Here is a 9,146-nt window from a genome sequence, read left to right as displayed (position 1 = left end):
GGTAAGTCGCCGACCTTTGCCTGAAGCTTACGGGCAATCTTGACGGCGCTGAGCTTGGGAAATTGCTTGAGCAAATGCACCAGGTAATCCCGGTGATCGTCGAGGCGCTTGGTGCGTGAGGGATCTTCAATCTGTTCTGTGATCGCGTTCTCCTCCATCCGCAGATACTTGCGTACGGTGTTGCGGGATAACCCCAGTTCCTGGCTGATGGCGCGGATCGACAGTCCTTTACCGTTATCGTGCAGTGCCTTGATCTTGTGTATCACAACCCACTCCTTCACTGACATGCCCCCGGCCATCGATAAAAGCGGGGGACAGTAGCTGGTTCTGTGGCCTGACGGCCACCCGGGGGTGGGTCAAAATTAATGGCCAGTAGTGGGTCACTTTAATTGGCCACTAACAACGCCAGACATGACGATATCGGGGTGCTGGCATCAATAGGGGTAAGCGCGGTTTCAAGGGTCCTCGTCGGTTTATCATATTTGGGTGACTAAAAACCACCACGGATAAAATGATGATCGAGATGAAACCGTTAGACATCCAGACCAACGACCTAGCAGAGGAACTGGTAGGACGCTATTGCAGGGATTTGAGCAAGGGAACGCTGAAAAAATACCAAGCGAACTATTTACGACTCGATGGAAGAGATTGGCAATACTATTCTATAGAACATCAGCTCAAACAGAACACCGCCCAAGTCTACCGAGCCGCATGGTGCTTTCATCATGCCTATGCTATCAAGCGAATTTTGGAACGCCTGAGAACGGAAACGGACATAGAACACCGACATACTCTCAATCTCTTTCTTTTAGCAAAAGTTACAGAGCTCGAAGACGGCCGATCACTCTGCTATTCACCAGCCGTAAGACGAAAGAAAAAGTCTAAACGTAAGTCTCTTCATGGAAAGCCCGGCAACTGGAGAGAATGCATTCTTGGGGCTTTGGCAGAACCGTACAAGGTCTATGGCATTGTTACGGCACTTACGGGGTGCCGCCCATCTGAGCTAGGAAAAGGGGCGTCTGTGACGATCATAAACCAAGAACTCATCATCGAAATCCTCGGTGCCAAAGTCAGTGATATTACGGAGGGGGGACAACCATTTCGGCGCCTGACAATTAACCAATCTCTCCCCCTAGCCCGAGAACTTCTTGCTATCATGGAATCTCAGGAAACTCGCGAACTTTACGTAAAAACATCAAGCTACAGCAGCTGGTACAGAGCCTTCAAGCGCGCCGCCAAGTCTCTGGGCTGGGGAGACCTAAGTCCTTACTCTTACCGCCACCAACTCTCAGCAGATCTAAAAGCTCTCGGGCAAAACAACGCGTTTCTATCCAAAGTGCTTGGGCACCGGTCTTCCCGGTCACGCAGCAATTACGGACAGTTTTTGCAAGGGCGCTCAAAAGGGGGCTCAGGTCCGATAACAGAAGTCTATGCGCCGCTGGAGGTACGAATATACGACAGTCAGTTTTTGGACGAAACACCTTCCACCGGACCAAGCCTCGGTTAAGGCTTAGCAGTTCGCTAATGAGCCCAATTTTCTCATCGAGAATAAAAGAAAGCGGCTGAAAGTGCTATGATTTCAAAAGACTACCCAATCCACCAAGCACTAGAAGCCGTTTCCAAAATGGAACCTGAAAAACTGACCTTCTCGCCACTCATCCACCACCAGATTGAAGCCGGTTTTTCCGGAGACCAAGTCACCTCCGATACCGGATTACTGCTGCTTCGTGAAGTCGACAAACAACATCCTCTGACCCATAGCCTGACTTCGGTGCTACAAGACCCGCGACCACCAAGGCTGGTTCGACACAAGCTGGACACCATAGTCCGCCAACGTGTATTCGGTGAGGCTGGGGTCCACCAGAAGATCCGAACCCGCTAACAACCTCGGGGGACACATCAAGCCATAAATTACAAGATAGCAATCCTCAGTTCCAGACAACGAGCTTCTCTCCCCGGTCATCCAGGCGCCACCATTTCTCCTCTTCCACCGGGTCACCTTCCTGCCATTCGCCCTGGCTGCAGCGGATCTCGGTGTCCAGGGCTCGCCAGGCACTGCGGGCGCAGTCCAGGTCAGTGTTCCAGGGCAGATCCTCGCCCTCGAGCAACACAGAGCTGAACCGTTTGCCGAAGGCTTCCGCATACACTGTAATGCGCACCAGGCCATCGCCATAACGGCCTTCACCCTTGTAGAGGCCAGGCTTGTTACCAAAGGGAGTGAGGGGTACCAGCAACTGGTCGAAGTTGATTTCGAGCCACGCGGTCAGGCGGGCGGGCTCAAGGTCACGAACGTAGATTTCCAGATCCTGCACGGCGGGCGCCTCCGGCGACATCAGTTGGTACATGCAAGTCGGGATGATCGCTGCTGCCGGTCAGGGATTCAAGTTCAGCGCGGACATCTTCGGGAAAAACCTGGCGCAGGGTGCCCTGAGACTGACGCTCGAACCAGTCCACCTCCGCAGCGGTCAGTTCCAGCGAACACTGTTCGAATTCCTGCTCCAACGGTTCCACCGGCTCGCCGGTGTCCCGGTTGGCCTCGATGCGTCGAGCCAGGGTTTCCAGCTCCGACCGAAGGCGACGGCACTCGGCCGGACCTTCATCGGCCACCACAGCGACCCGAGCGGCTGCCCGCTCCAGCCACTCCACAACCTGCCCCGGGGTTGCCCGGTAGTGCAGGCCGGATACCGCAAGCCCCATGGCCGCATCGGTAATCCTTACCTTCCAGCGGGCTTCAATCACCGGCCGGTGAGCCACCAGCACAGCCTGGTTCTGGGAGCGACTGCTGGCCGGCAGATCATGGCGTATCATGGACCGGCCCATCACCCTCTCCATGCGACGGGCGGCTACGGCGTCGTCTTCCTGCTCAGGGCTGAGGAGCAGTATCGGACCGTTATGGTTGGGAACCAGTTGCCGGGCGGGATGATCAGGCTCTGCAAGAAGTGCCATCAGGTCGGCGGGCGAAAGGTTGTCCAGTAACAGCGCCGGCAGGGTGCCTTGCAAGTGATTGGAGTAATCCTGGAGCTGCTCGAGCGTCGCAGCGGTCTCCACCTGGTCGCGCAGGTCCATCAGGTAAAAATCCGTGCGCATGGCGGGCATCAGGGCTTGCAGCCAGGCGGTCTTGCCCGTCCCACGGTCAGCGGTTACCCAGATAAGCCCCCGGGGCGATGATGCCAGCGCAACGGCCAGGTCATCCGCCAGGCGATACCAGGCCGCATCCGTGATCACTACCGGATTGGCGGCCCGCCCGGTTGCCGGTATCTGACCCAGTCGCATAAACCCACCCCTGCCTACGGTGTGCGGGAGCTGGAAAGCTCCGCGTCGAAGAAAGCAACGAGCTTACCCTGCCCCGCCGATACCCGTCCTTCGCCTTGATCACACTTACGACAAAGAACGAGAATTTCGAGTCATTCAGGTATTCATAGCAGGAACTCCGTCACATTTCCTCTCTTGCAAATGCAACGGAATTCTGAGACTAAATCAACAAACGACTCATAGGGGAAGTTTAGACCCGATTGTAGGTATCTTCAAAGCGAACTATGTCATCTTCTCCAAGATAACTGCCGGTTTGTACCTCAATCAGCTCCAGCGGGATAACACCGGGATTGGTCAGGCGGTGGGTGACACCCAGGGGAATATAGGTGGACTGGTCCTCGGTCAGCAGGATCTCATCATCGCCCCGTTGAACGTTCGCCGTTCCCTTGACGACCACCCAGTGCTCGGCACGGTGGTGGTGCTTCTGCAGCGACAGCGAGGCACCCGGGTTTACGGTAATCCGCTTCACCTGGAAGCGTTCACCGCTGGCGACACCTTCGTAGGTACCCCAGGGGCGGTGGACCTTTTTGTGGAGTTTGTACTCCGGGCGGCCCTGCTCTTTCAGGCGATTGACCAGTTTTTTCACATCCTGCACACGATTGCGGTCCGCCACCAGCACCACGTCGTCCGTCTCCACAATCACGTGATCGCTAACGCCCAGCGCCGCTATCAGCCGACCCTCGGAATGCACGTAGGAGCCGGATACGTCCTCCAGGATCACATCACCATGGCAGGCGTTGCCATTCTCATCCTGGGGCTGGATTTCCCAAAGGGTGGACCAGGAGCCCACATCACTCCAGCCGGCGTCCAGTGGCACAACCACCGCGTCCCGGGTGTGTTCCATTACCGCGTAGTCGATGGAATCGTCCGGGCAGGCGGCAAACGCCTCCTTGTCCACGCGGGTAAAGTCCAGGTCGCCCTGACGGGCGTTATAGGCATTTCGGCAGGCTTCCAGTATGGCTGGCTGGTAACGTTCAAGCTCCTGCAGGTAACGGCCGGCAGAGAACAGGAACATGCCGCTATTCCAGTAATAACCGCCCTCATCCAGGTAGCGCTGGGCGGTGTCGGCGTCCGGCTTCTCCACGAAGGCGTCTACCGGCGACCAGGCACCCTGGCTGGCCCCGGCCCGGATATAGCCGTAACCCGTATGCGGGGAAGACGGCACAATACCAAAGGTCACCAGCTTGCCCTTTTTTGCCGCCTCGGCGCCTGCCGCCACAGCCCGGGCAAACACGTCCTCGTCTTTCAGCACCTGGTCCGAGGGCATCACCAGCATCAGTTCGTCAGGGTTCTGCTCGGCCACCGCCAATGCGGCCAGGGCAATGGCCGGCGCCGTGTTCCGCCCTACCGGCTCCAGAATAATGCCAGCGGTACGATCCGCCGCCAGTTGGTGCAGGTTAGCGGCCACGACAAAACGGTGTTCTTCATTGGTGATGGCCATAACACGCACATCACCGCCCAGCTTCAACCCGCGGGAAATCGTATCCGACAGCAGGGATTCTTCAGAAACAACGGGAATGAACTGCTTGGGGTAGGCTTCACGGGAAAGCGGCCAAAGGCGGGTTCCGGAACCACCAGAAAGAATGATCGCGAGCATGACGGGTCCTTATCGAGATAATGAAACAATGGTCAGGCAACAGCTTCCAGCAACGCCGGCTCATGTAATCTTGCAGGAGACAGGGAGAGCCCATTTGGCCACGTTAACCCTCCGGCTTCGATGAATACCCTGCGAACGTAATCTTCATCCGCCAGTGGCTTCAGTAACGGGCCATTGTGTGTGTCCAGGTAGGCTTTGACATCAAAGATGCCCTTTACGACATCGGAAAACTCCAGCAGCAGCCGTGAATTCCCAAGGTATTCACAGGTAAGAATCTTAATCACGATCAGCCCCCTGGATCTTGTCGAGTGGCTCAAATGATTGGGCCGAGGTGCCCTGCAGGGCACCCTAATTCTCCCTCAATTCCTGACGATGTTCAAAGCACCACTCGCGCACAATTCGCGCAACCTTACGGGGTAATTGACCAGCTTTAACATTACCGGTTTCTATCTCAACCAGTGCTTCGAAACCCTGGTATTCAACATGGATATGCGGAGGCGGATGATCATCGTGCCACATCCGGATGAGGATACCGAAGAACGTAGAAATAACAGGCAAGATCCAGCTCCCTCTGGATTTATGGTAGGTATATCAGCCCGGGCGACAGCACGCCCGGGCCGGGCTGGCTCAGTTTTCCTGCCAGCTCTGTACGGCTTCCTTACCGTACTTCTGACGCCACTCGTTCAGCGTCTTGTGGTTGCCACCGCGAGTCTTGACGACTTCGCCAGTGTGGGGATTCTTGTAGGTCTTCAACGGGCGCTTGGCACGGGTGCCAGTGGTGTCGACCTTGCCGCCCGCGATGGACGGATCAATAGCGCCCAGGATCTGCAGCACATCTTTCGGGGACTTCTTGTATTCGTCCATCAGTCCCTTGACCTTGTTTTCAAACTCCAGGTCGCTTTTCAGGGCCTGGTCCTGTTCCATCTTGTTCAGTTCTTCAGAAAGCTTTTCGAGCAGTTGTTTCTTCTGGTAGTAATCGTTGATATTTGCCATGAAAAATGAACCTTTTAAACTGGAATATGCGAGGATAAATTCTGAATCAATCCCTGAGTCACCGGCAATCATATAAGAATGTTTTTGAATAATAAAGAACCAGTTTCCAGATTATTATGAACAAATGATAAGAAACGGTTATTCCGCACTACTGATGTTTCCGAACACTTCCTGGAAACTGAGAGAACAAGTGATCCAACAGCTCGCATTTTAACCGGTAACAGGTTAACCAATCCTCAGAATGACCAGACGAATGGAATAAGCAGCACTGCCGTAGCCCCGACAATCAGGCTCAGCGGAATACCAATACGCATGTAATCAGTGAACTGGTAACGACCCGGACCATAAACCATCAGGTTGGTCTGATACCCCAGCGGCGTAATAAAACTTGCGGAGGCCGCAAACATCACGGCTACGGCAAAAGGCAGGAAGCTCACACCCAACTGCTCGGAAACCGCCAGCGCAATAGGAAACATAAGCACCGCTGCGGCATTGTTGGTTATCACCTCAGTAAATGTAGCGGTCAGCAAATACACCAGCGCCAGCGCAACCCAAGGGGTAAGCGTACCGAAACTCAACAGGCTGCCAGCCACCCAGTTAGCCGCCCCTGTCTCTGACATGGCGGTACCCAGTGCAAAAGAGGAGGCAATCACCACCAACACCGGCAAGTCCACACTCCGGCGGGCGCGGCTGGCAGTGATGCAGCCGGACATGATCATCGCACCTGCGGCAAGGAAAGCAGCCTCCAGGATGCTCAGCAAGCCGGAAGCACTAACTGCCACCATCACCAGCAATATCCCGAGCGCAGTGGGTGCCCTGGAGAAGTCCGGCGGTGTGGAATCGTTCAGCGCGCTGACCAGCAGGAAATCCCGGCGGAAGCGGTACTGCTGGGCAAACTCCTGGCTCGCCTCCAGCAACAGGGTGTCGCCCATCTTGAACTGGATATCCCCCAGCTTGCCAGGCACGCGTTTGCCCTCCCGGGAGATGGACAGAATCGCGGCATTAAAGCGAGAGCGAAACCGACTGTCCCGCACGGTCTGGCCCAGGGCCGCGAACTCCGGCCCCAGCACCACCTCCACCAGGCAGCGCTGGTGGTTGGCCAGGTCCAGCTTGTGAACGCTGCCATTGGCGGGTTTCAGGCCCTGAATGCGGCGCAGCTCGCTGGCACATTCCGGTGCCCCCACAAAGTACAACCGGTCGCCGGCCTGCAGAGTGCGGTCCGGCTCTACGGCGGTAATCAGGCGACCCTGGCGGTCGATCTCGGTGAGGTAGCCGTAGTTCAGGGCCCGAAGGCCGGCCTCGGCCACTGTGCGCCCTACGAGGGGGCCAGGACTGACCACTTCCACCTCTACCCCGTATTCCCGGACCTGCTCCAGCTCCTCCTTAAGGCCACCACGGTCCGGCAATAGCCGGTTCGCAAACAATATCAGGAAGGCACCACCGACCAGCAACAGGGGCACACCCACCCACGCCAGCTCGAATAGCCCCAGATGGATGCCCAGCCGGCTCTGCAGCAGACCGTCCACCACCAGGTTGGTGCTGGTGCCAATCAGCGTACAGGTGCCGCCGAGAATGGCAGCGTAACTCAGGGGGAGCAGGAGCTTGGAAGCAGAGATATTCAGGCGCTGGGCCCAATCCTGGACGGCGGGGATGAACATGGCCACCACGGCGGTGTTGTTCATGAAGGCACTGAGGATACCGGTGGGGGCGACAAGGCGGGCCTGGGCCCCTGCGGACGTCTTTGGGTGCCCGAGCAAGCGACGGGCAATCCACTGAACCGCTCCCGTTTCCTTGAGGCCAGCGGCGACAACGTACAAGGTAGCAATGGTAATCACACCGGGGTTGGCAAACCCGGAGAGAGCCGATGCCGGGGTCAGCACGCCGGTAATCACCAGGGTAACCAGAGAGCCCATCAGGATAAGGTCAGCAGACACCCGGGTAAGAACCAGGGACCCAAGTACAACCACCAGCAAACCGAGCGTAAAGACGGCTTCCCACGCCATGAAATCAGGGCTCCTTACCCACTAACCTGAAGAGGAATAGCAAAGACCGCGCTAATAACCAGATCGCACAGTAGAACCGGAAAACGATGCTATTCCAAATACAGAATACGAATAAGGTAATTAGCGCAAAGGACGACGAGCGCAGTCAGCCGGCCTGGCCTGACTCAAAGATCAATTCCCGCTGCAACAGGTAACCGATCAGATGATCCACGCAGTCATCCACCGACATGCTTGATGTATCCAACCTGACTTCCGGGCGCTCTGGCGCTTCATAGGGGGAGTCAATACCGGTGAAGTGCTTGATCTTCCCCGCCCGTGCTTTTTCATAAAGGCCTTTCGGGTCACGCTCTTCACAGGTTGCCAGCGGAGTGTCCATAAACACTTCCACAAACTCACCGGCAGGAAACAGGTTACGCACCATGCGACGGTCGCTGGTGAACGGTGAAATAAACGCACTCAGCACAATCAGGCCGGCATCAGTAAACAACTTACTGACTTCACCAATGCGCCGGATATTCTCAACCCGGTCTTCATCGGAAAACCCCAGGTCCTTGTTCAGACCATGGCGCACATTATCGCCGTCCAGCAAAAAGGTATGGTAGCCACGTTGATGCAGTGCGACATCCAGGGCATTGGCAATGGTGGATTTACCGGAACCACTCAGCCCGGTGAACCATAACAGGCACGGACGCTGATGTTTATTTTCCGCCCTTTCGGCGCGGGTGACCTTATGGTTATGCCAGACAATATTGGAAGACACGGGCTAATCCTGAGCCGGGGAGTGAGTTACGGCATAAGATTATAGGTTCTGGTGATATGGACCGCAAACACCCCTCTCCCCCACCCTCTCCCCCAAGGGGAGAGGGAGTATTCTGATTCGAAACGACCTGCAACCCTAACCCGCTACAGCTAGTGTTCCGTCCGGGTATTTCCTAAGCGCATATATGCTATAATTCGAGCTATTATTCACGAGTTTGGAGACTCTGTTTTGGCCCGGAAACCAGCTCCCTTTAATCTTACGGTAAACGATCAACTGGAGTTGGAAAGCTGGTTGCGAACAAGCACGCTGAGTCAGAATCTCGTTCTGCGAGCGCGAATCGTTTTGGCCCTGAATGCCGGTGAATCACCCAAAGTCGTTGCTGAGCGACTGGGAACCACGACGGCCACGGTATTCAAGTGGCGTAATCGTTACACCGAACAGGGCCTGAGCGGTCTTCAGGATGCACCAAGACCCGGGCAAC

At 56.1% G+C, this 9,146-nt stretch carries 11 protein-coding genes and 1 pseudogene; 3 read left to right on the top strand and 9 right to left on the bottom strand.

Annotated features, from left to right (window positions below; all coding sequences use genetic code 11):
- Nucleotides 1-266: helix-turn-helix domain-containing protein (locus tag BM036_RS20405; RefSeq protein WP_425434115.1), on the bottom strand; the 266-nt coding region annotated here is incomplete at its 3' end.
- A 248-nt stretch (nt 267-514) separates the two neighbouring features.
- Here BM036_RS20405 and BM036_RS19260 point away from each other — a divergent pair.
- Nucleotides 515-1,507 (top strand): site-specific integrase, encoded by a 993-nt coding sequence (locus tag BM036_RS19260; RefSeq protein WP_091855253.1) that lies wholly within the window; start codon nt 515-517, stop codon nt 1,505-1,507.
- Nucleotides 1,508-1,624: 117 nt separating this feature from the next.
- Nucleotides 1,625-1,870, top strand: a pseudogene (locus BM036_RS19255) (transposase); the annotation flags it as partial.
- Between the two features lie 58 nt (nt 1,871-1,928).
- Here BM036_RS19255 and BM036_RS19250 read toward each other — a convergent pair.
- The 8 genes from BM036_RS19250 to cysC all read right to left on the bottom strand — a co-directional run bounded on the left by BM036_RS19250 (nt 1,929) and on the right by cysC (nt 8,665).
- Entirely contained in the window at nt 1,929-2,312 is a 384-nt protein-coding gene (locus BM036_RS19250) for a hypothetical protein (RefSeq protein ID WP_091855251.1), read from the bottom strand.
- A complete protein-coding gene (locus tag BM036_RS19245) occupies nt 2,284-3,273 on the bottom strand; it encodes a hypothetical protein (RefSeq protein ID WP_091855250.1) in 990 nt (329 codons plus the stop codon). The genes BM036_RS19250 and BM036_RS19245 overlap by 29 nt, the downstream gene beginning before the upstream one ends.
- A gap of 229 nt (nt 3,274-3,502) precedes the next feature.
- On the bottom strand, nt 3,503-4,909 hold the full coding sequence (locus BM036_RS19240; protein WP_091855249.1) for a mannose-1-phosphate guanylyltransferase/mannose-6-phosphate isomerase: 1,407 nt from the start codon (nt 4,907-4,909) through the stop codon (nt 3,503-3,505).
- A gap of 32 nt (nt 4,910-4,941) precedes the next feature.
- On the bottom strand, nt 4,942-5,193 hold the full coding sequence (locus BM036_RS19235) for a DUF2442 domain-containing protein (protein ID WP_091855248.1): 252 nt from the start codon (nt 5,191-5,193) through the stop codon (nt 4,942-4,944).
- A 64-nt stretch (nt 5,194-5,257) separates the two neighbouring features.
- Nucleotides 5,258-5,467 carry a DUF4160 domain-containing protein gene (locus BM036_RS20600; RefSeq protein WP_177186120.1) on the bottom strand — a complete coding sequence of 70 codons (210 nt, stop codon included), beginning with the start codon at nt 5,465-5,467 and terminating at the stop codon, nt 5,258-5,260.
- A 69-nt stretch (nt 5,468-5,536) separates the two neighbouring features.
- Nucleotides 5,537-5,902, bottom strand: coding sequence for a histone-like nucleoid-structuring protein, MvaT/MvaU family (locus tag BM036_RS19225; protein ID WP_091855254.1), 366 nt, complete (start codon nt 5,900-5,902; stop codon nt 5,537-5,539).
- Nucleotides 5,903-6,138: 236 nt separating this feature from the next.
- Nucleotides 6,139-7,905, bottom strand: a complete 1,767-nt coding sequence (locus BM036_RS19220; protein WP_091855247.1) for an SLC13 family permease — start codon at nt 7,903-7,905, stop codon at nt 6,139-6,141.
- A gap of 145 nt (nt 7,906-8,050) precedes the next feature.
- On the bottom strand, nt 8,051-8,665 hold the full coding sequence (gene cysC, locus BM036_RS19215) for an adenylyl-sulfate kinase (protein ID WP_091855246.1): 615 nt from the start codon (nt 8,663-8,665) through the stop codon (nt 8,051-8,053).
- 291 nt (nt 8,666-8,956) lie between these two features.
- Between cysC and BM036_RS20150 the strand changes: the two genes are divergently transcribed.
- Nucleotides 8,957-9,146 (top strand): helix-turn-helix domain-containing protein (locus BM036_RS20150; protein ID WP_177185990.1); only part of this gene is annotated, 190 nt, incomplete at its 3' end.

This window comes from Marinobacter segnicrescens, from assembly GCF_900111555.1.
In the GTDB taxonomy this organism is placed as follows: Bacteria; Pseudomonadota; Gammaproteobacteria; order Pseudomonadales; family Oleiphilaceae; genus Marinobacter; species Marinobacter segnicrescens.
Note: the sequence above shows the minus strand (reverse complement) of the source record. Positions and strands in the feature narration are given on the sequence as shown.